Source organism: Bacteroidales bacterium (genome assembly GCA_016707785.1).
GTDB lineage: Bacteria > Bacteroidota > Bacteroidia > Bacteroidales > UBA4417 > UBA4417.
The window spans coordinates 180,204-202,163 of sequence record JADJGZ010000008.1; the positions used below are offsets into that span (position 1 = coordinate 180,204).

12 protein-coding genes, 1 tRNA gene and 1 pseudogene are annotated in these 21,960 nt (G+C 42.5%); 5 read left to right on the forward strand and 9 right to left on the reverse strand.

Annotated features, from left to right (window positions below; genetic code table 11):
- Positions 1 to 24 precede the first annotated feature (24 nt).
- Positions 25 to 1,017 carry a PorP/SprF family type IX secretion system membrane protein gene (locus IPH84_06710; protein ID MBK7172915.1) on the reverse strand — a complete coding sequence of 331 codons (993 nt, stop codon included), beginning with the start codon at positions 1,015 to 1,017 and terminating at the stop codon, positions 25 to 27.
- A gap of 201 nt (positions 1,018 to 1,218) precedes the next feature.
- On the opposite strand from IPH84_06710, the gene porU (IPH84_06715) reads away from it, so the two are divergent.
- The 3 genes from porU (IPH84_06715) to porV all read left to right on the forward strand — a co-directional run bounded on the left by porU (IPH84_06715) (position 1,219) and on the right by porV (position 9,796).
- On the forward strand, positions 1,219 to 4,653 hold the full coding sequence (porU, locus tag IPH84_06715) for a type IX secretion system sortase PorU (GenBank protein ID MBK7172916.1): 3,435 nt from the start codon (positions 1,219 to 1,221) through the stop codon (positions 4,651 to 4,653).
- Between the two features lie 15 nt (positions 4,654 to 4,668).
- Positions 4,669 to 8,493, forward strand: a complete 3,825-nt coding sequence (porU, locus tag IPH84_06720; GenBank protein MBK7172917.1) for a type IX secretion system sortase PorU — start codon at positions 4,669 to 4,671, stop codon at positions 8,491 to 8,493.
- A gap of 139 nt (positions 8,494 to 8,632) precedes the next feature.
- Positions 8,633 to 9,796 (forward strand): type IX secretion system outer membrane channel protein PorV, encoded by a 1,164-nt coding sequence (gene porV, locus IPH84_06725; GenBank protein MBK7172918.1) that lies wholly within the window; start codon positions 8,633 to 8,635, stop codon positions 9,794 to 9,796.
- 755 nt (positions 9,797 to 10,551) lie between these two features.
- On the opposite strand, the gene IPH84_06730 is transcribed toward porV, so the two are convergent.
- From IPH84_06730 to IPH84_06740, 3 genes are read right to left on the reverse strand one after another with little or no spacing between them, the layout of a single operon-like run.
- Positions 10,552 to 11,025, reverse strand: a complete 474-nt coding sequence (locus tag IPH84_06730; protein MBK7172919.1) for a 2-C-methyl-D-erythritol 2,4-cyclodiphosphate synthase — start codon at positions 11,023 to 11,025, stop codon at positions 10,552 to 10,554.
- A gap of 60 nt (positions 11,026 to 11,085) precedes the next feature.
- Positions 11,086 to 12,519 (reverse strand): AAA family ATPase, encoded by a 1,434-nt coding sequence (locus tag IPH84_06735; protein MBK7172920.1) that lies wholly within the window; start codon positions 12,517 to 12,519, stop codon positions 11,086 to 11,088.
- A gap of 30 nt (positions 12,520 to 12,549) precedes the next feature.
- Positions 12,550 to 14,907: a BamA/TamA family outer membrane protein gene (locus IPH84_06740; protein ID MBK7172921.1), complete on the reverse strand. Its 2,358-nt coding sequence runs from the start codon at positions 14,905 to 14,907 to the stop codon at positions 12,550 to 12,552.
- Positions 14,908 to 15,256: 349 nt separating this feature from the next.
- On the opposite strand from IPH84_06740, the gene IPH84_06745 reads away from it, so the two are divergent.
- Positions 15,257 to 15,331, forward strand: a tRNA-Val gene (locus IPH84_06745).
- Between the two features lie 200 nt (positions 15,332 to 15,531).
- Here IPH84_06745 and IPH84_06750 read toward each other — a convergent pair.
- A pseudogene (locus tag IPH84_06750) lies at positions 15,532 to 16,998 on the reverse strand (AMP-binding protein).
- A 283-nt stretch (positions 16,999 to 17,281) separates the two neighbouring features.
- On the opposite strand from IPH84_06750, the gene IPH84_06755 reads away from it, so the two are divergent.
- Entirely contained in the window at positions 17,282 to 17,563 is a 282-nt protein-coding gene (locus IPH84_06755; protein ID MBK7172922.1) for an exosortase/archaeosortase family protein, read from the forward strand.
- On the opposite strand, the gene IPH84_06760 is transcribed toward IPH84_06755, so the two are convergent.
- The 4 genes from IPH84_06760 to IPH84_06775 all read right to left on the reverse strand — a co-directional run bounded on the left by IPH84_06760 (position 17,527) and on the right by IPH84_06775 (position 21,502).
- On the reverse strand, positions 17,527 to 19,206 hold the full coding sequence (locus IPH84_06760) for a hypothetical protein (GenBank protein MBK7172923.1): 1,680 nt from the start codon (positions 19,204 to 19,206) through the stop codon (positions 17,527 to 17,529). The genes IPH84_06755 and IPH84_06760 overlap by 37 nt on opposite strands.
- Positions 19,207 to 19,845: 639 nt before the next feature.
- Positions 19,846 to 20,739 (reverse strand): sugar transferase, encoded by an 894-nt coding sequence (locus tag IPH84_06765; GenBank protein ID MBK7172924.1) that lies wholly within the window; start codon positions 20,737 to 20,739, stop codon positions 19,846 to 19,848.
- Entirely contained in the window at positions 20,736 to 21,197 is a 462-nt protein-coding gene (locus IPH84_06770; protein MBK7172925.1) for a hypothetical protein, read from the reverse strand. Before IPH84_06770 ends, IPH84_06765 begins: the two co-directional genes overlap by 4 nt.
- A gap of 47 nt (positions 21,198 to 21,244) precedes the next feature.
- Complete coding sequence (locus IPH84_06775; protein ID MBK7172926.1) at positions 21,245 to 21,502, reverse strand: hypothetical protein; 258 nt, start codon at positions 21,500 to 21,502, stop codon at positions 21,245 to 21,247.
- Positions 21,503 to 21,960 lie beyond the last annotated feature (458 nt).

The window sequence follows — 21,960 nt, forward strand, 5'->3', positions numbered from 1 at the left end:
TAAATGGTTGATTTCAATTATTAACTAAAAACGCGGGCATTTTATTGCCTTGTACTTAAATTCTTTTCTTGGACAATCGAATTGCCATGCAAGGGATACTTCGTGAGCACCACCTGAATTGATGGCAACTTTTGAGACTGTGAAGTCGAAGCTATAGCCGATCTTGAACCTGGGCTGCTGAAATCCGAGCAGGACAATAAGAGCATCCGGATTTTCAAAGTTGTGCCTGAACCACAATCCGCTGACAAATGGGAAGAAGTTTACATACATCCCGGCATTCAGCTGATGGAAGTTCCCTTGTTGCATATAAATGATGTTCGGGGAAAAGGAAAGGTCTTCGATATCTCCACCTTGTAATCCTTGTTGCTGGTCGAAAATGGCACCGGCATGCACCGTAATTTTCATATCGAGCCGATTGGTGTTCCCAACATAAAAAGCCATATCAGGCATTGTGATATGATGAAGGGCTGCACCTAAATAAAGTCTTTCTTTATATCCTGCGAGAAATCCGGCAGCAAAATCCACTTCTCCGATATTAAAACGGGAAGGAGGATTTTCGGAGGGTGAAGAAGGCAGAATCTCCCCTGTTCCGGGAATAATCTGGTCCTCAAAAACAAGTTTGTCCCAATTCAGGTGGTATTGAAGGTATCCTGCCTGAAGGGCAGCATTGATGACGATTGAACGGGAAGCCTGCAGACGGAAACTATAGATACCGCTACCGCTTAACATATTAACTGCTCCCTGCCCAGCAGCATCTGCCATGGCAATAACGCCAATTCCACCGGAAAGGGCATCAAAGTGCTGGTCATAAGCCGCACTGTAACTAACATAACCTTTATAGATACCAGGCCATTGATTCCTGTAATTGAGGGTAATCCTGGGACAAATTTTTGACCCTGCTAATGCAGGATTCAGATAGATAGGATTAGCATAGAATTGCGAAAATGCAATATCCTGTGCCTTGGCTTCTATGATTGCCAGGCAGGATACCAATAACGTAAATATGAATGTTTTCAATTGCATTTTGCGAGGCCAATATTACAAAATATTTGCATTACAGATACAACCATTTCCAAAATTCCTGTACCAACAATATTACAAATCAGAAACCGTTTTTTATGAAACGGTTTTTCTCAGAATTTTAGCTGGAACTTTTAACGTTTCATTGGTAAACGAAAAGTTACTTCTATTGTTATATAACGGAGGTAAAAATTGAACATGATAAAATATACCAACTACTTATTGCTGGGATTACTCCTTTGTCTGCTTCATGCAACAGCCTATTCTGATAACCATCAGAAGCTGGATGGCCCCAATTCCGGTACTGCACGAATTTATGCAGATCATTCAGTTCTTTCTTCCGGGGACTGGTACAAGATAGCCGTTTCCGGTAGTGGCATCTGCAGGATAAGTTTCTCCTACCTTCAATCCATTGGAGTCAATATGGCTACCCTTAATCCCAGGGATGTCAGAATTTATGGCAATGGCGGCGGAATGCTTCCCGAGGGAAATTCAGCCTTCCGGTTTGATGATCTTCAGGAGAATGCCATTGAGGTGATAGGAGAAGAAGATGGAATATTTGATGTTACCGATTATATCCTCTTTTATGCCCAGGGTCCTGTTTTATGGAACTATAATGTTACACAGGGAGCATGGGAACACCGTCAGAATGTATATACCGATTCTTCTTATTATTTTATCTCTACCAACCTTGGAAAAGGTAAGCGAATTCCCGTCTTAAAGAGTGAATCTGCTTCACCTACCAATGAGGTGTCCACTTATGATTACAGAAGTTTTCATGAAAAAGATGCCGTAAACCTGATTAAATCAGGTCGGCTTTGGTTTGGTGAAATATTCGACATCACGAGCGAGTATGTTTTCAACTTCGATGTGCCTAACCTGGTATCCGGTTCAGAACTGGTTTTCAAGATCAGCACTGCTGCCAGGGCGACCTCATCGAGTTCCTTCACCTGTAATTATGGATCTGCCAACTGGCAAATTTCGCTTTCGCCTATTTCAACCTATTATAACAGTCCTTATGCGAGTGGTGCTACCAGCTTTAAAAGATTGGAAGCCTCAGCCGGCCCGGTAAGCCTTCAAATGAGGTATAATAAATCCACGTCAACAGCATTAGGCTGGTTAGATTTCATTGATCTGTCAACCAGAGCGCAATTGCAATTCAATGGCGGGCAGTTCGATTTCAGGGACCTGGCATCGGTAGGAGCAGGCAATATCGCTGAATTTAAAGTGGCTGCAGCAGCTGGCAGAGCTGTTGTCTGGGATGTTACCCATACGCTCAGTCCCAGGAAGGTAGAAGTCTCGGCTGTAGGAAATGACCTTACTTTTGTTCTTCCCACTGATACCTTAAGGGAGTTTGTAGCTTTCGACAACTCAAGCCTGATAGTCCCCCGATTTGTTGGGAAAGTGCTTCACCAGGACCTGCATGCAACAAGGAACATGGATATGGTTATTGTTGCACCCCCTCTGTTTTATCAGCAGGCATTACGCCTGGCCAATTATCATGCTTCCGTAGATGATCTCAGTACCATCGTTTTAACCCCTGAACTAATTTACAATGAGTTCTCTTCCGGGGCCCCGGATGTAATTGGTATCAGGGATTTTATGAAGATGTTGTATGATCGTGGAACTACTTCCGGAATGCCTAAGTACCTATTGTTATTTGGGGATGGTTCCTATGATAACAAAGACCGGCTGGCAGTGAATACAAATTTTATTCCTACCTGGCAGACCACTGAATCATTTGACCCTGTTCGTTCCGGTGTTTCTGATGATTACTATGGATTACTGGATAATACAGAAGGATTAACCTTTACCGACAAAATTGACCTGGGGATAGGTCGTTTGCCTGTAAAGACTGTTGAAGAAGCCGAAGCTATGGTAGATAAAATCATTCATTATTTGGAGAGTAATTCCGAGATCATGGGTGACTGGAGGAATATAATTGCATTTATTGCTGATGATGAAGATGGGAATGAACATATTTACCAGGCAGATAACATGGCATCGGTGATCGAGGAAAATTACCCGGATTTCAATGTTGATAAGATTTATATGGATGCCTATTTTCAGCAGTCTACTACTGCCGGAGCCAGGTATCCTGAAGTAAATAAAGCGATTACCCAGAGAGTGGAGAAGGGGTGCCTGATGTTAAACTATACCGGCCATGGAGGAGAAACAGGATGGGCACATGAGCAGGTACTGGAAGTTCAGGAGATCAATTCCTGGACCAATTATGCCAATCTCCCTGTTTTTGTAACGGCAACCTGTGAATTCAGCCGTTTTGATGATCCGAACCGTACATCTGCCGGAGAACTTGTTTTCCTGAATGAGCGCGGAGGTGGAATCGCATTGTTCACAACTACACGCCCTACCTATGGCAGTCCCAATTTCGAGTTAAATAAAAGTCTGTATAAATACGCGCTCTCGCCTACCCTGGTAGCAAAACCCCGTCTGGGCGATGTAATGAAGGAAGCCAAGCGTGAAAGTGGCTCAGATGAAAATGGCCGCAAATTTATTCTCCTGGGGGATCCTGCTCAATCTTTCGCATTCCCGGAGTTGAAGGTAGTAACCACCACCATTAATGGGATCAATGTCGGTCCCTCACCTGATACCCTAAAGGCATACACACAGGTAACCGTAGCCGGGATTATAACAGATCGTTCCGGTAACCTGGTACCTGATTTTAACGGACTGGTAATTCCTACTGTTTATGATAAAGCATTGGAACAGCAGACTTTAGGGAATGATGGCGGAAGCCCTTTTTCATTCAGCCTGCAGAAGAGTATCCTTTACAGGGGTAAAGTTTTGGCTGTGAACGGCACATTCACCTTTACCTTCATGGTGCCAAGGGATATTGCCTACCAATATGGTTATGGTAAACTAAGTTATTATGCCACTGATGAAGACCGTGATGGATCGGGGAGTTATAACAATTTTGTAATCGGTGGATCTGCCGGAAATTCATCTCTCGATGCAGTTGGTCCGGAAATCACCCTTTTCATGAATGATGAGAAATTTATCGAAGGAGGAATCACGAATGAGAATCCCTGGCTGGTGGCTATTGTAAGTGATGAAAACGGAATTAATACGATTGGAAGCGGTATTGGACATGATATCACAGCGGTTTTAGATGGGGTTAATGATGAGCCCTATATCCTTAACGATTTCTATGAATCAGATGTCAATACCTTCAGGTCGGGCAAGATACGATTCCCATTGTCACAGCTGGAGCCCGGTGATCATGAGGTAACAGTTAAAGTATGGGATATTTTCAATAATTCAACTGAAAGTTCGATCCGTTTCAGGGTTCATGGCTCTGAAGAATTTATCATGCAAAACCCTGTGAATTACCCTAATCCGTTCAATTCATCTACAGAATTGGTTTTTGAACACAATAAACAAGGGTTGGAACTGGTAATAAAAGCTGATATATACACCATTACAGGCCAGCTGGTCTGCAGCATTGAACAGACCAGTGCCGGAGATGGAGCACTCTCTGTCCCAATTAAATGGGATGGGAGAAGTACCTATGGAGCTATTATGGATCCGGGAATCTACCTGTATACATTGATGGCAACTTCCTCCGATGGTCTGCAGGCAACTACCAATGGCAAGATGATACTTGCTAAATAATTTTAAACCGGCGTCATGAAAACAATCATAAGAATTTCCGTGCAAGTTGTTATTTTATTATTCATTCTGGTTCCCAGGGTTCACGGACAGGAAAATAGCAGGCATTATTCGCTGAAATGGCAAGGCATTAAGATTGTAGAGCAAATCGGGTCTACTCCTGTAAAAGCGTTATCCTTCGAAGGAGCTGTTCATAGTTCACTGTATCAATATGCTCCTCTTTTTCACCAGTTAATTGAATTAGGTGATGAGAATGCCGGTTTTCGTGCTGAGATGAGGAATATTCAATCTGTTCCACTCTCTGCAGAGGAACTGGAATTTATGAAGGATTTTGTGACTCTTCCTGAATCGGTTGAACTGATCCAGGAAGTGGGTATTGCCAGGGGAATTCAAAGTCTTGATATCCGGTTCATTCCGATGTACAAAAATGAGGAGGGTATCATCATGAAAGTCATCGGTTTCGATCTCCAAATTCTTAGGGAACTCACTCCCATCAGCATGAAATCAGGATCCGTAATTTTTTCAGACCATTCAGTTCTGCAATCCGGGGATTGGTATAAGATCAGGGTGAATCAGACAGGCGTGTGCAAGATCACCTACGCTGATCTTCAGGGTATGGGTATAGATATGTCCAGGGTGACACCATCTAACATACGGCTTTATGGCAAACCGGGAGGGATGCTTCCTGAAAATAATTCATTTTTCAGGTATGATGATCTGCCTGAAAATGCAATCAGCGTTATTACTGCTTCTTCCGGCTCCTTTGCTCCCGGGGATTATTTTATCTTCTATGCAACCTCACCTGATGAAGTAACTTTCAATAAAACTTCCAAGCGGTTTGAGCACAAACAGCATCTTTATGATGATTACACGTTCTATTACCTGAGTTTCCAGGGTGAAGGGAAGAGAATTCAAATGCAGGCAGAATCACCATTACCTGCACAATATGCATGTTCTACTTTCCTGGATTTTGGATTTTATGAAAATGACCTTTATAATCCTATTAAATCAGGGAAGCAATGGATAGGAGAGCGGTTGGATTTTAATAATCCTACTTTTGATTTATCTTCCCTTTCATTCTCAAATGTTGAGATTGCCAAGCAGGCATGGATCAGGTACCGATTGGTCGCCAGGGCTACTTCTTCCTCGAATTTTTCTATTTCTGTAAACTCAAACAATCTAACCTCTAAGAGTATTTCAGCCTATACGCTTGATTCCTTTACGCAGGAAGCAGTGGAAATCAAGGCCTTTACTCCGGTGGAAGGTGCCCAGCAGGTTTCAATCCGCTATAACACGCCCAACAACACTGCCCTTGGTTATATTGACTGGGTGGAGTTAAATGTCCCCAGGCGACTGGAATACAGCAGTGGTCTTTTATCCTTTGCCGATCCTGTGACTTCCCTGGCAGGAGCAGTTACAGAGTTCAAGATGACCTCTACCTCCAATTCACTGAATCTTTGGGAAGTAACAAGTCCCGTAGAAGTTAGGCAGCAAGCTTTTCAGCGGGATGGCGACTCATTAAGCTTCACAGTGCAAACCGATAGCCTGAGGAGGTTTATTGTTTGGGATCCATCCGCATTTTTTTCAGCGGAGTTTGTTGAAAAAGTCGGGAACCAGGACCTGCATGGTATCACAGATTGTGAAATGCTCATCATTACCCACCCCGATTTTCTTAACCAGGCTAACAGGCTTGCAAATCATCACCGGATGGTAGATGGCATGTCAGTTACGGTTGCTACCAACCAGCAGGTTTACAATGAGTTTTCTTCAGGCACGGCAGATATTTCTGCAATCAGGGACTTTGCCCGACTCCTGTATAAAAGGAATGAAGGAAGTGGGAAACTCCGGTACCTGTTATTATTTGGTGATGGATCTTATGACTACAAGGATCACCTGGCCCAGAACACCAATTATGTGCTGGCATTCCAGACGCATGAGTCGCAGAACCTGGTATTTTCTACTGCTTCTGATGATTTCTTTGCTTTACTGGATGATAATGAAGGTGCTGATGCATATGGGAAACTGGATATAGGTGTCGGCCGGTTCCCTGTTGATGATGCAGAACAGGCTAAAGCGATGGTTGACAAATGCATCTCCTACATGACAGGAGCCCCTGAAAATCTTGGAGAATGGAGAAATTCACTATGCTTCATTGCTGATGATGAAGACAGCAATACACATATCAGGCAGGTGGAAGACCAGGTAACACCAGGAATTGAAAAAGATTTTCCGGTTTATAACATCAATAAGGTTTATCTTGATGCCTACACCCAGGTATCCACCCCGAGTGGGTCCAGGTACCCTGAAGTGAATACCCGCATTAACGACATGGTAAAGAAAGGTGTTCTGATCATGAACTATACGGGACATGGTGGTGAAACCGGCTGGGCTACCGAAGCCATTCTTCAGTTGAATGATATCAATGAATGGTCTAATTTTTACCAATTACCGGTCTTTGTCACTGCAACCTGTGAATTCAGCCGATTTGATGATCCGGGACGGGTATCAGCCGGTGAACAGGTTTTTCTTAATCCGGCAGGTGGAGGAGTTGCCTTATTTACCACCACTCGACTGGCAAATGCAGGGAATAATGTGGAACTGACAGTTGATTTGTATGATACTATTTTTTCCATCGTGGATGGACAGTATCCCCGTTTTGGTGATATCATTGCCTATGCCAAGAACCAGAATAGCGGAGTAGGATTAATCAGGAACTTTATGCTCCTTGGAGATCCTGCAATGCACCTGGCTTATCCGCGGCATAAAGTGATTACCACCAGTATCAATGGGAATCCTGTTGGGGCTGGTTCTGATACCATTTCGGCTATGTCGGAAGTAATTATTGAAGGTGAAATTGAGGATCATTCAGGCAGCCTTGTAGATTCTTTCAATGGAATTGTGGATATCAAAGTATTCGATAAATTCAGATGGATGATGACCAGGGGGAATGATCCAACCAGCTATAAAAGGTATTTTGAAGTTCAGGAGAATATCCTTTACCAGGGGAAAGCAACCGTAACTAATGGAAAATTTGATTTTTCCTTCATAGTCCCCAGGGATATTGATTTCAGTATTGGTGCCGGGAAAATATCGTATTATGCTCATAGTGAAACAACGGATGCCACCGGGTATAATGACAGTATTTTAATTGGAGGGGCAAGCAATTCTCCGATTACTGACACACAAGGGCCTGAAATTGCGCTATACATGAATGATGAACGATTTGTGAGCGGTGGCATAACAGGTGATAATCCAATGTTATTAGCATACCTGAGTGACGAAAGCGGATTGAATACTGTTGGCAATGGCATTGGCCATGACCTGGTAGCCACTCTGGATGGGAATTCTGTAAATTCCATCGTCCTCAATGAATATTATCAATCTGATCTCGACAGTTATCAAACAGGTAAAGTGATGTATAACTTCAGCGGACTTTCTGAAGGGCTTCACACCCTAAGCCTGAAAGCCTGGGATGTATTCAATAATTCCTCTGAAACTGAGATTGAGTTCATGGTCAAAAAGAACCTGGCTATTAAAGTGACAGGACTTAAAGTTTATCCCAATCCTTTCAGTACCGATCTGAAAGTTGAAGTGGAGCACAATCTTTTCAATGAAGCTGTAGATATCAGTTTCGACCTTTACAATATCAACGGGATGCATGTACTGGGATTTGAACCTGTAACCTTTTATTCTTCAGGATACATGGCCGGACCATTTACCTTTGAAGGATTAACCAGCAAGGGTGGTAAATTGCCTGAAGGCCTTTATCTTCTGAAAGTGCGGGCAACCGATGGCAGGACGACTTCCGAAAAGACAATCAGGGTGCTGAAAATGGGCCAATAAAAAAGCATGGCAATACAAAAAAAATCAGCCTAATCTGTTCATTATTTATTAAAATATCACAATAACTAAGCGATGGAATCGTTTCTTTGCCATAATGTTTAATTTTTTAAATTTGCACCCTCTTTTTAACCAGACATTTATGAATTTTTTAAAGACTTCTTTTCTAGCACTGATCCTAATGTTGACTGTTGGGAGTGTTTTATATGCTCAGCCTAAGTATACCGGGCAACAGAATGCTATTATGACAGCCGTTCCTTTTTTGATGATTGCTCCGGATGCCAGGGGAGGAGCCATGGGAGATGCGGGTGTATCCTCAGTTCCTGATGCAAATTCCATGCACTGGAATCCAGCCAAATTAGCATTCATCGAGAAAGATATGGGGATCTCCATTTCTTATAGCCCCTGGCTTCACAAGTTGGTACAGGATATTAACCTGGCCTACTTATCAGGCTACAAAAAAATTAACAAAAACCAGGTTGTTGGTGCTTCACTCCGCTATTTTAACTTAGGAGATATCACCTTTACCGACAATGAAGGTTATTCTATCGGAAACTACAGGCCCAATGAATTTGCCATTGATGCAGGTTACGCCAGGTTATTGACCAAATCGATGTCGATGGCGGTGAGTGCCAGGTATATTCACTCTAATCTCACTCAAGGACAGTATTCAGCCGGACAGGCAACAAAGCCGGGAAATTCTGTGGCAGCAGATATTGCAATTTATCAGCAGGTTCCGATAAAACTGGAAAGTACTCAGGGTGTCTTTGCCTGGGGTATTAACCTGTCAAATCTCGGAGCAAAGATATCATACAGTGATGCTAACCTTCGTAAAGACTTTCTACCCACTAACTTAAGGTTCGGACCCTCTCTCCGGTTAGATATTGACGACTACAACAGCATGTCATTTATGCTGGATATCAATAAGTTATTAGTTCCAACCCAGCCATTTTTCCAGGGTAATTCCGATACTATTATTGCCGGTTTCAATCCGAACGTTTCTCCTGTCGTAGGTTTGTTACATTCATTCTATGATGCTCCGGAAGGATTTTCAGAAGAATTACGTGAGTTTTCGTTTGCAGGCGGGCTTGAATATTGGTATGACAAGCAGTTTGCCTTAAGAGGCGGGTTCTTTTATGAAGATAAAAACAAGGGAAACCGGAAATTTGTGACTTTAGGCGCCGGATTGAGATACAATGTTTTCGGACTTGATTTCTCCTACCTGATTCCAATTCAGAACGATAATCCATTGGCTAATACCTTGCGATTCTCACTGATCCTGAACTTTGAAAATACGGGAAACTAGAAAAGACTAGTTTCATAAAGTTTAAAAGCCTGCCATCATATGATAGCAGGCTTTTTTTTTCATTGGCCGGGAGTAATCTGAACTCCATTTGCCGAGACTCTTTGAGTGCTGAGTGCCCCGAAGGGGAGCCTTCGGCTCTGGGTGCTGAGTGCTGAGTGCTGGGTGCCCAGCCGGCGGTGGCTCTGGGTGCTGAGTCAAAGTGCAAGTGTGCGGGTGCCGCTTTGGGCTGTGCTCTAAAGGGGGAGACCTTTGGCTCTGGGTGCTGAGTCAAAGTGCCAAAGTGCCGATGTGCCGTGTGCCGTGTGCTCTAAAGGGGAGGACTTTGGCTCTGGGTGCTGAGTCAAAGTGCCAAAGTGCCGATGTGCCGGGTGTTCTATAGGGGAGCCTTTGGCTCAGAGTTCAGCATCTTGGGATTTGGATTTTGGATTTTGGGTCTTGAGTCTTGGGTCTTAAAACCTACCCGACTGAAGCTGAGTCCCTGGGGGGAAAGAATTCACACAAATGCCTCAAATCCGCCGGCTGGCGGACAAATTAGCACAAATAGATCTGCGGAAATCAGCGTGATGATCCGTTTTATCCGCGTTCCATTTGCCGAGCCTCTTTGAGTGCTGGGTGCTGGGTGCCCCGAAGGGGAGCCTTCGGCTCTGGAGTGCTAAGTGCTGAGTGCTGGGTGCTGGGAAGGGGAGCCTATGGCTCAATTTTCAGTTTTCATTTTGCAATTTGCAATTTGCATTTTGCAATTTTCATTTTACATTTTACATTTCATTGAGCAGTACAACAGCATATGCAGAAACACCTTCTTCTCTTCCTTCGAATCCAAGTCTTTCCGAGGTAGTCGCCTTAACTGAGACCCTGTCCACAGGAACTTGAAGAATACTGGCCAACGTTTCCTTCATAGCCGGAATGTATGACATTACTTTGGGTTGCTGAAGGACTATTGTGGAGTCAACATTGCCAAGTGTGAAGCCCTTTGAATGGATCAACTCCATTGTTTTGGCAAGGAGAATTTTACTGTCAATCCCTTTATAAGCCGGATCATGATCAGGGAAATGCATTCCGATATCACCTAAAGATGCAGCACCTAATAAAGCATCACAAATAGCATGAATGAGGACATCTGCATCCGAATGCCCCAAGGCACCTTTGAAATGGGGTATTTTTACACCGCCGAGCCACAATTCACGTCCTTCCTGTAAAGAATGAACATCAAATCCAAAACCTATCCTCATCTTATTTAATTATTATAGTCACAAAATTAGAGATTTCCATGATGGAGCCTGCAGAAAGACTTATTCATAAAACCTATGGTCAAAATTCACCAGGTAGAGTGTCTTAGTCGCCCTGGTAACTGCAGTATACAGCCAACGAAGGTAATCATCGTTGATCTGGTCATCCTGAAGGAACCCTTTTTCAAGAAATACTACATCCCATTGTCCGCCCTGGGTTTTATGGCAGGTGAGGGCATAAGCATGTTTTACCTGCAATGCATTAAAATAAGGATTGGTTTTCACTGATGCCAGCCGTTTACGCTTTGATTTCAGATCCTCATAATCAGCCATCACTTCTGTAAATAGTTTTTTATTATCCTCATAACCCAGTGAAGGGGTTTCCGATTGCAGGGTATCCAAAAGGATCATCACGTCAATGGGCGGATCATCAGGGTAGTCGATCATCTGAATGGTGACATCTGCAAATCTGAATCCATAGATTTCCGTAATCTTTCGGATACGTTGAATTTCGATGATGTCGCCATTGGCAATAAATCCTGCTCTTGAGTCTTCTGAAAGCCAGAAGTAATTATTTCTGACAACCATGAGGTGATCACCTGAAGCGATTTCATTTTCCAGGAAAAGGACCCTTTGCCGGATGCCCTGGTTATATTGATTGGCTCTTTTATTAGAGCGGGTAATGACTACAGTGTTTTTATGCCCGTGGGACGAATAGGACGCGTAAAGAGCATCCATCATTTCTGATCCTGGAATAGATATTACATCCGGAAATTTATTCTCAATGCCAAACAAAGGAAGTGCACTTCCCATGAGCCCCAGCTTATTTCGGATCACAGTAGCAATGGAGAGTATTCCGGAATCCAGTGATTGCCTGACAACATCTGTAAGTCTGTATTTCTGCAGGTCCAGGTAAAATGAATTTTTCAGGAAGTCACCATCCAGGGCAGGGCTCTGCGAAATGCCTACGGGTGGAAGTTGCGCAATATCTCCCAGGAAAATCATCTTGCAACCGATACCGGAGAATACATGCTGGATAAGGTCTTCAAGCAGATTCCTCGACTGGAAGACCACATTTTCTGCTGATTGTGTATCATCAGGTATCATGGAGGCTTCATCCACAATAAATACTGCATTTTCAAGGGTGTTAGGAAAAACACTCAGGGTAATCCTGCCATCAGCATCCATTTTTGGCCTGTATAGGCGCTTGTGAAGGGTGAAAGCAGGCCTGGAGGCATAGGAAGAAAGTACCTTAGCTGCGCGTCCTGTAGGAGCCAGTAATACGGCATGATAGCCTGCTTTTGGAAGGACTTTGACCAGGGTGCTTACGATGGTGGTTTTCCCTGTTCCGGCATACCCTTCCAGGAGGAATAAAGGAAATTGATCTTTCGTGGAGGTGATGAATGACGCGAGCATCCTGATCAGAATTTCCTGTCCCTGGGTTGGGGAATAAGGAAATTCAGTCAAAATGAGCTCCCGGAAGTTTTTTTCATCCATGAATAAACAATTCTCTGTCAAAGGTAAGAATCAGAAAGGGTATCCAATTCCAAAATTCCAAACCGCTTTTTTAAGTCGGAAATCGTTTTGATGGAACCACTGATTTTCATATTCCGGGTTCTTTATCCTGAATGCCCAATCGAGTCGGAAGATGAAGAAGGAAAAGTCGAACCGGAGTCCTAATCCTGTATTCATTGCTAATTGATTTGCAACATTGCTGAATCTGAAAGTTCCACCCGGGAAATCAGGATTATCCTGCCTTAACCAGATATTTCCCATATCCATAAAAATGCCCGCATTGAGGAAAGAGTAAACAGGGAGTCGGTATTCGAAGCTTGAAAATAACATAATGTCACCGGTACGGTCATACCTGACAGAATCATTGGTATATGCTCCCGGGCCCAGAGTACGTAACTTCCATCCTCTCATATCGTTAGCGCCTCCAAGCCAGAAACTTTTCTCAAATGGAATCCCTACTGAATTACCATACGGGATTCCTGTTCCGGCCATAAACCGGACCGCAAAAGTCCGACCGGATTCAGTTTTCCAGAATTTTCTGAAGTCAGCATCTGCTCTTACATACTGTGCATAACGAACTCCAAAGCGCTCATAATACCCTCCTTCAGAAACGGGCCTGTTAGTTAATTGGTCAAGTGCATTCAATCCATTTCCTGAGGTTTCAGCATTGATCCTTAAGAAGAAAGGGTATTTTTCGTTTTTTGTCGCCAGGTTTGAAAAAATGAGACTGTAGCGGATCATTGTCAACAGATGATCATTGTATTGTCCGATGAATTGCGGATCAGTAAGGCTGTTCAGGTAAGCCTGAAACGCAGAATCTTTCTGGATACCTACATAGTTCAATTCCAGAGGAGTGAAGATATGTTTGATTTTCTGTGATGAACTCCAATGATACGATGCAGAAAATGTAGTAATGTTCCTGGAGTAGTCGGGCCTGGATTCAAAGCCATAACCTGCAGTAAAGGATGTCCGGGCGAGAAAGTTTCGATCGGTCACGATAAGTTTAGCAGGAAGCAGGAGTCTCGGCAGATCAATACCCGTTTCAAAGCCAGCTTCCAGTGTATTGAAAAGCCAGAGTTTCTGGTCACTTCCGGATTGTGGAAGATTACCCTGCAGTTCTGCTCCAAGGTGCACTTTTAGCCGGAATGTTTCTGCTCTCCTAAAAATATTCCGGTTTTGGTATAGTGTATTAAAGCCCATTCCAAGACTACCTCCGGATGTGGTTCCTTCAGTGCCAACACTCAGCAGGTTAACAGGGTTTCTGGTGAGTTTGATGTTGCAGTCCAGCCATTTTTTCGATGGATCTGATAGTATTGAATCATCTGATAAAGAGAAACTTAGATTTGCAGAACGGAAAATAGGCATTCCGATCATCCGCTTATAGGTCTGGGTTACTTTTTCCTGGCTATAAAGCTGCCCGGTTCTCATCGCAATCACGCTGGCGACAGCTATAGGTTTTAGCCGGGGTTTTTCCCCCTGGATGAAATAGAAAAGTTGGTCTTCACCTGCCTGCATATTTGCATTATGGTAATGATAGATGACGGTGTCAGTAACTCCTTCGCCTGAAATGGTTTGTTCTACATCCGGAACAATATAGATATCCCTGATATAGTACCGGGGTATCTGTCCCTTAACAGAGGAATCATTCGCATAAACTCTTTTTGATTCCAGGTTTCTGACACTTAGCGTAACTTTAGCTTTAAGAATATTTTGAGAGGTGTCAACTTTATAAATAAAATCAGCTTTTGAGAAGTCGTAGTAACCCTGGTTTCTAAGGTTTTCAATAATCCGGTCCCTTTCAGCATCCAGCAAATAGGTATCATAGACCATCCCTTTTTTTATCAGACTGGAAGACATATCAGCATTAAGAGTGGCAGAAAGAAGGCTATCCTTTATGTCGATCAATACCTGATCGATGATATAAGGTAGTCCTGATATGATTCTGTAAGTAGCAGAAGCATTTGCGCGATGGATTCTAAAATCATGACTGATAATGGGATGATGGTATCCTTTATTAACCAGGTACAACTTTATATTATGTTCTGATAGGGAGGCAAGGTTGGTGTCAAGGATAACCGGTGCAGTTCCATATTTCTCGCGAATTTGTTGTTTAAACCGGGTTTGTTTCCCTAGCTGGCTCTTTTCATAAATCCAAACCCCTGGCCGGAGCAGTGAGAGCCGGCCGGGTGTTGCTTTCTGATGGATAAAGCCTTCAACTTCATCTGCAAGAATGGCTGGATTATCTATTTTTACTGAATTTCGTACCAAAAGGTAACCTCCTCTTCTCTGTACTTTCTTTGATGAGTTACAGGAAGTGATCAATGCTGCCAGCAGCAAAATAATGAAAAAAATGAAGTATTTATTTTTCAAAATAGGCGGAGATTCAGTAATGGCAAAGATAGGTGGATGGCGTGGAAAAATATGCCGGAAAAGGATTTTCTTTAATATTTGGACCATCGAAAATTTTTGTCACCGCAGAAACTATTTTAAGGGGTAGAATTTTTCCTTGCCTGGAATTATTGGTGCATCCTAAGATCTTCTGGGTTTAGGAAGAAGGAAAAAGGAAAAATGTATGATTAACCACAAACCCCTTGGTGTTCGCTTTCTCGAACCAGAGGGGGTTTGGGGTTAACATACAGATTTGTCAAAATATCTGTTCAAAAATATCTTTAATATTTTGTGGAATTAAAAAAAATAGTATTTTTGCAGCCTCAATTAAGGGAGCATAGCTCAGCTGGTTCAGAGCATCTGCCTTACAAGCAGAGGGTCCTTGGTTCGAATCCATGTGCTCCCACACAAAGCCACTCATTGAGTGGCTTTTTTTATTCCCATTCGTGCATAGTTAAGCTGGTTCAGAGCATCCCGACTTTACGTCGGGAGGGTCCTTGGTTCGAATCCATCCCGATGTAAAATCGGGACTGGTAGTGCTCCCACAAAAAAGCCACCTTCATAGGTGGCTTTTTATTTTTAGTGAACGGATTTTTCAGTTATTTCTTAGGTTGACTTTTGGCTGTGAACCTTCTTCCCGGCAGCACTCAATTCCATGTTGTCCTTAAATATGATAATCGTGGGAATTTTATACACTTCTAACTCAGTGGCACAGCTCTGCCTGATATCTTCAGCAGTTAATTGCCTGCCTTGCTCATTAAGAACCAATACTGCTTTCAAAGCTTCACCAAGAATTTCATCTTCTACTCCCTCAACAGAGCAATCTATAACTCCCGGGATTCGGAAAATTACCTCTTCCACCTCTTTCGGACTGACCCTTTTTCCGCCTACTTTGATCATTTCCTTTTTTCGTGCCAGTATGAAAATATAACCATCCTCGTCAACAGTGGCCAGATCACCGGTATATAACCATCCATCCCTGAGTGCTTTTGCTGTTTCTTCCGGTGAATCAAAATATCCCAGCATCACATTTTTCCCTTTTGCAATAATTTCACCTGTTTCTCCTGGCTTAACTAATCGACCTTTATCATCAACCACCTTTAATTCAACCCCAGGGATACCTTTTCCAATAGATCCGGACTTCTCTTCTATCAATTCCGGCGGAAGATAAGATAACCTCGCGGTTGCTTCAGTCTGTCCGTACATCACATAGAAAGGGATTTCAGGGAATGCAGCTCTCATTTCACTGATAAATGCAGAATGAAGTTTCCCGCCTGCCTGGGTGAAATACCGGAGTCCCGGGAAGGATGAATTCCTGAAAAGGTCACTTTTTCGAAGCAGGATTTGATAATGACTGGGAACACCGGCAAAGCCCGTACACTCAAATTTGTTCAAATCGTTGATGGTACTTCCAAGGAAGATAAATGAGTTGTTCAATACCAGGGAGCCACCAACACGGAGGTGTGTATGAAGCAGGGAAAGCCCGTAGCAATAAGAGAAAGGAAGAACAACCATCATTGTATCCTTCTCCGTAAGTTTCAGGTATTCTGTAATTGAGGCGGTATTACTGATGATATTCCCATGAGTTAGCATCACTCCTTTAGGTTCTGAAGAAGAACCTGAGGTGAAAATTATCTCTGCTACCTTGCTTTCATCAAAATCAGGCTCAGGAAATAACCGAAGCGCATTGCTGCGTAAAGTGCTGAATAATAATGATTCAGTAATACATCCCATGCTTGGTCTCAAGCGGTTTTCAACTCTTCTGGAGAAAAAGGATAACCTGGATCGGGTCTTTATCCTTATAAAATCATATTTAGATTGATCTATTGCAGGATCTACAGGTACACAAATGTTTCCTGATTTTATTATCCCAAGGTAAGCAATGATAAAAAAAAGGGTGTTCTCTGCTGCAAGAATCATCACCTTGTCAGTCCCATGCCTATCCCTGATATAACAAGTTATTTTATGATTTCTTTATGAAGCGTCCAGTAAGCAATAGTATCATTATTGACTAAGAATAAACTTCTTTGTTAAATAAGCACTTTCTTCAAAAAGATAGTCAACAAGATTCATGAATTGCTAATTGGATGCTTTTTGTATTTTTACCACTTTAATATACCGCCTATGTCTGCGAAATTAATGGATTCTATCCGGAAAATATGGAATACCAGGAGATATTATCCGATTATTGATACAAGTCTCTTTATTTTCATCACACTGCTGATTCATTTTCTTATAATTATTGGACCATCCACTTCAGAATTACAAATTTTGGCGTACAAATACTAACACCAGGAATGTTCGATTGGTTGAATGTTCAGTCAGGATTGTACCAAGTTGTTCCGGTATCAAACAAATGCTGCAGATTTCTCTATTGCTGATTATTTACCCGGGCCCCTGGAAACATAAGCTTTGGTTTGTTCCCATGGGAATCGTCATTATACATTTCACCAATATCATCCGTTTAGCTGGATTAGGCGTGGTAATGGCGAATTGGCCTCAACACTGGCAGTTCTCGCATGATTATCCGGCCCGGATTATCTTTTATGTTGTTATCTTCTTCCTCTGGGTTTTATGGAATGATAAATTTTACAGGAAAACTCAGAAACCTAAAAAGAAACCCGTTGAAATGGTCTGAGTCTCACCCTGGAAAAAGGCGGGAGTAAACTTATCGAGGTAATACTGGGCAGTTTGTCCATCTAAATCAAATCCTTCCACGTTTCTTTGCCCAAATTCAATGAAGATGTATGCTGTGTTGAAGAATTGGTAAGATGCTTTTGTCGTTAACTCTTTTGATTGCCAGCAGTTCTCCTCTAGCATAGGTAGTTCGGTGATATCGTTTCTTGGTTCATAGGTGTAGTCATTTCCGTGTTCTGCCATGGTGTAGGAAACGGACAGATAAAGCCTGGAAACAGGACGGTATCCCACTGATAAGTAGATTTCCCTGGAATTGTCCATCAAATAATGTCCCAGGCCATACTTGCTGGATTCGAAGGTGATTGTTGGAATATAATGCTTATAAGTGATAGGAGTGGTCTGCGTAAACTCTGCAAAGAAGGATAGATTCTCCAACGGGAAATTATATACAGAAGCACTTCCTTTCCAGCTGATAAAGTTATGGGATTCCTTGCTGCTTAAGCGAGTAATGGAAAATTCATCAACATAAACGGAACCCGAAAGATGAAGCTTTGGAATCACACGGGCGCTGATATCTAAAAACATTTGTGAGTTCTGATTATCTATGGCATGATTCAGGGTATGATCTATCGACTTGTAAAAGGCCAGGGGAATCAGGTAGGCCGGGTGAACCCCTCCCAGGTCGGAATAGACAATGGAATTTCCCAATGAAACCTTGAGCTTTTTGAAGGGTGTTATAGTGATAAGATTAGCTGCCATGAACTTCTGGCTGAAAACAGTTCTTCTCTGGTTGGTATTGAACTGAGAACGCGTTGAATCAATGACCTCAGAAACTAACCATCCATGAAAGTAATTAAAATCCAGCCATTTGACAGGATTCAGGTGCAACCTCAGATGAGCAAATGAGGGAGCTTTTCCTGATAAAATATTGGAACCATGCAGGTTATTTCCCCAGACAATCTGGTCCTTTACAATCCCTACATCGCCCCATTTCCAGGCATAGGTGATTCCACCCCTGAATTCGGAATAATCACCTCCTTCCCGGCCACCGTTATTTTCTTTAAAGGCACCTCCTTCTCTCAGGGTAAAATATCCGGGCCTTGAAAGAAGCTCATTCTCATGGTTATCCCTGAGGCTTGCATAAATTCCCCATTGGCCTGCTATGGCTGCATTTACTTCTACTCCTCCTCTTGTATGAGTAACAGTACCATTGGCATTTGACAGGTATTCAATGTTATAGATGGGTTTTCCTGTGACAGTAAATAGTGCGTCTTTATAATGAACCCCAAAAGGAGTAAGACCAGTAGACCAGCTTTTGCTTTTTTTAAGCAGATCAGTAGATGAAGCCTTTGAGAGTGAATCGGAAGCAGAACCTTCATAGCGGAAACTCTTTAAATAGAATTCGAGTTCTTTCTTCTGACGTTTATTCATTTGGTCCATCGATTCCCTGGCTTTTACAAGGCCTTGATAGATCATTTGCCTTGAATAAGGTTTTACAGCCGAATTGATGCTGATCCATCCTTCTGTAGCCATTTCATCAATGAAAGAGTATATCCCCTCATTTCCTGTATTCTCAGGGATAAACTGAGCATCAGCGGCTTTAAATATCAAGATTATGATGAACAGTAACCAAATTTTTTTCATATGCCTGAAGTATTTGCTGTTTTAACCTATTACTTGCTGAACTGATGATGGGGTGATGCCCCGAAGGGGAGACTTTGGCTGGGTGATGAGGTGATGAGGTGATGGGGTGAGGGAGAGGGATGAGGTGATGGAGTGAGGGGAGGGTAGGGGGTGATGGGATGAGGTGGATGGGAGGGGTGATTAGGGGATGACGGAGGGATGAGGTGATGAGGGGATGAGGTGATTAGACGATGTGACGATGAGATGATGCCATGGAGGGATTCTCTGGAGTAAGGCTATGCAAGTCCTACGGAGAAGAGTTGAAGGGGGTGAGTGCCTGAAAATGCTTTGAGATCCGTTGATTGACGGACGATTTGGTTCAAATTATTTCTAAAGATTTTTATTGTGTGATGTAGGGCCAAAATCCCCCGTCCGCCTCGGCGGACACCCCCTTTTAAAAAAGGGGGACATCTTTTATTCCCAAACCCGAATCCTCTAGCCAAAGGCTCCCCTTCGGGGCATCTCCTAATCTCCACATCTCCAAATCTCAATCTCCAAAGCCAAGCTCCCCTTCAGGAAATTGTCAAATTGTCAAATTGTCGAATTGTCAAATTGTCGAATTGTCAAATTGTCAAATTGTCAAATTGTCAAATTGTCGAATTAATTACTCCTCGCCCTCTTAATCAGAATATTATAAAAAGCCATAAAGAAATACCTGATATCTGTGAGGATAGGGCTTTTGTCATAGGCTTCCATGTATTTTTTCTCAGAAGCCATAATCTCATCAAGAGTTTTCGGGAGATCTACATAGAATGGTGGAACCAAACCGGGTTTGTATTGTATTCTTCGTTCCTGCATCTCAGTGGTATACAGACCAAAATAGTGCCTGCTGAGAGGTCGCACCCCTACTATCTTTAAATCCCCATTGAGGAGGTTAAAGATCATGGGTAACTCATCAATCCAGAATTTGCGCATAATTTTACCGAGGGTTGAAACCCTGAAATCGTTTTTAAACTTGCCACCAGCTTCCAGGTTATTGTGTTTATAAACATAGTCCTGCAGGTATTCTGCAAAGGGATGCATGGTGCGGAGTTTATATACATGAATGATTTTGCCATTCTTGCCAACCCGCTTTAAACTAATCATGGGGCCGTAGGTCGGACTCATATCAAAGACAGGCTTGGCAATTTTACGGGCAACAAAATATTGCCGGTTTCCAATTACCTTCTCCGAAATTACTTCAAACCCGCAAGAATATAACCTTCCAAAAGCTTCTGCTTTCGATAGGGCTCTTTCAAAACCATTTGTAATGAAGAAGTATATCTTTTTAAGAATGAACACTTTAGGGAAGACCCTTTTAAAAATGTAGTGGTAGGTAAAATAAACCAACCAGCTGATTCCTTTTGGGTATTGACGGTATACCATCTCTTTTTTGATTTCATTGGTTTCTACATTACCAATGAATAAACCTCCGGCAGCCATTTTCTGATTTACAGCTTCAAAGAATTTATTGACAAATTTGATGTCATTTACCATTTTAAGGTTAATGATCACATTGAATACATCAGCCGGAATGGCGGAAACATTAAACCTTGTGGTAGTGGAGGTGACCAGCGTCTGATTTCTGTGGTTGTCGATATGTTCACAAAGAAATTGATATACTTCCTGGTTCGACTCCTGTATGATTTGCTCTTTGTAATGTCCCAGAGAAAAAGCCGGGTAGTTTTGAGATGTTTCAACTTGGGTAGCACTTCAAATTCCCGGCTATTGGCCAATGTCTCCATATGTTTGAGAAACACTTCAACATTGTCCATGGTTTCAGATTCCCTGTCCAGCTTCCGGTGATAATAGAAAAGAGAAAAGAGAATGATTTCCAGGAAAATAGACATCCCAATAGTGCCAAAAACAATCATCCTGGAGTAGGCAAAATGATTGAAACCAACAATCATTACCGTAATTACACTCAATGCAATGAAATCGCTGATGATTACAGGTGATATAAAATCTTTCAAATACCGCTTGTCATCATAGGCATACTTTCTGCTGGGGATGGAAGCAGCTAACCAAATTCCCAGGAATATGATGAATGGCTCAAAGTAATAGGGGAGGTAAATCTAAGTGAAGCCGGTTTCATCCAAATAAAAAGCAAAAAGGAGGCCGTTACCAGCAGGATATCAATCACATAAAACAGGATCACCCGGTAGTTTACCCTGAAGTGAAAACTCTTTATCCTTTCAGAAGTCTCTTTTTTCTCTATGTCAACGTTTACTTTTAATACCATTTCATCCTTATGATAATACCAACTTTCCAGGCTCATGTTTTTTAATCTTCATTAAATTAATAGAAAAAGTGATCAGAGGTAACAGCGAATAATATGAATATTATTTCTTTCGCTGCAGGAGTATTTTCTTAACCTGGTTTTAAGGTTTTGCATCACCAACTCCTGGGCCCAGTCAATCGGATGATTGGTCCACCGCTGGGGATGAAGGTAAACATGACCTGATCAGGAAGAAGGTGTATGTTTTGAATAATATCCTGTGTCCCCTTAAAATTAAAGCAAAAGGGCTCTGCACCTTATCCCTCACACTTACCGATTCCCGTTCCAACGCCTGCCTGTATCAGTCAGGTATCCTACCTTATTGAAGTCTGTATCAAAATAAGGCTCTCCATTAATCCCCAGGTCCTTATAGGAATGTTTTCCCAGATAGCTTTATTGTCAAATGGCGAACGTGGGCTTCCATGCATGCAGATGGTCCTGATTGGGGCAAGTTTCCG

Excerpts from the sequence above, each read along its gene's own strand:
- IPH84_06760 (MBK7172923.1), bottom strand. The coding sequence starts at position 19,206 with ATGAAAAAAATTTGGTTACTGTTCATCATAATCTTGATATTTAAAGCC.
- IPH84_06730 (MBK7172919.1), bottom strand. The coding sequence starts at position 11,025 with ATGAGGATAGGTTTTGGATTTGATGTTCATTCTTTACAGGAAGGACGT.
- IPH84_06735 (MBK7172920.1), bottom strand. The coding sequence starts at position 12,519 with ATGGATGAAAAAAACTTCCGGGAGCTCATTTTGACTGAATTTCCTTAT.
- IPH84_06755 (MBK7172922.1), top strand. The coding sequence starts at position 17,282 with ATGCTGCAGATTTCTCTATTGCTGATTATTTACCCGGGCCCCTGGAAA.
- porU (MBK7172916.1), top strand. The coding sequence starts at position 1,219 with ATGATAAAATATACCAACTACTTATTGCTGGGATTACTCCTTTGTCTG.
- porV (MBK7172918.1), top strand. The coding sequence starts at position 8,633 with ATGAATTTTTTAAAGACTTCTTTTCTAGCACTGATCCTAATGTTGACT.
- IPH84_06775 (MBK7172926.1), bottom strand. The coding sequence starts at position 21,502 with ATGAGCCTGGAAAGTTGGTATTATCATAAGGATGAAATGGTATTAAAA.
- porU (MBK7172917.1), top strand. The coding sequence starts at position 4,669 with ATGAAAACAATCATAAGAATTTCCGTGCAAGTTGTTATTTTATTATTC.